This window comes from Rhizobium sp. P1_E6, assembly GCF_056405875.1.
Genome location: NZ_JBFUBG010000337.1, coordinates 1 through 757, shown reverse-complemented (window position 1 = coordinate 757; position 757 = coordinate 1). Strand labels below are relative to the sequence as shown.

General features: G+C 58.5%; 1 protein-coding gene. It reads left to right on the top strand.

Annotated features, from left to right (window positions below; translation table 11 throughout):
- Positions 1-434 precede the first annotated feature (434 nt).
- Positions 435-757 (top strand): SDR family oxidoreductase (locus tag AC1D35_RS36600; RefSeq protein WP_477942958.1); only part of this gene is annotated, 323 nt, incomplete at its 3' end.

Sequence of the window (757 nt, the reverse complement as noted above, 5' to 3'; positions counted from 1 at the left end):
TGGGTATACTCCGGTTTTGTGCTGTACGTGACGTGCATCGGCTTCATATCGCTCTCCTATGGCAGCGGACCGGTCACATGACCCTGCACCGCTGGCTGCAGTCGTTGCGTCTGCTCCTTCCGTTAAGACGATCCACGCCGGCGAAAGGATTCGCTGCACTTTCAGATTGTGCCGAAGATGGAAGGGTCTGCGGTGGCGTGTCAACTCAGCGCGATAGCGAGCCGCTGGTCCTGACGACGGCGAGGTTGGTGAGCTACCGCCTGTCGCCCCCCTGCTACCGTGTGCGCCGCTGTGTAAAGCACGGCCGGGCCCGGCATGAAAAGAGATTGAGGAACCGGATCCTTTGTGAGGTCCGCAACGTCATAGTCAGCGTACGGCATAAGCACGCCGTAACACAGCCGCGAAGGCGTCTTCGCTACTAACGGAGAATTCCAATGACGAACCTAAAGCGCCACTATTTAGTTACCTGTGCAACTGGCAATGTCGGCCGCCGAGCTGCCAGCGAGCTCTTGAAACGAGGCCATGATGTGAGGGTCTTCGCCAGGAACCGGGACCGCCTGCAACCCTTGATCGATATTGGCGCTACAGCAGTTGTCGGCGACATGCATGATCTGGGCGCGGTGAGGGAGGCCTTCCAAGATATCGATGCCGCTCTGCTCATTTGCAAAGGTAGCATGAACGCTCGAGACTACCGGCGAGACTTTTTCCTTGCGGGGGAAAATTACGCGATCGCCGCCGGCGAGACCGGACTGAGATC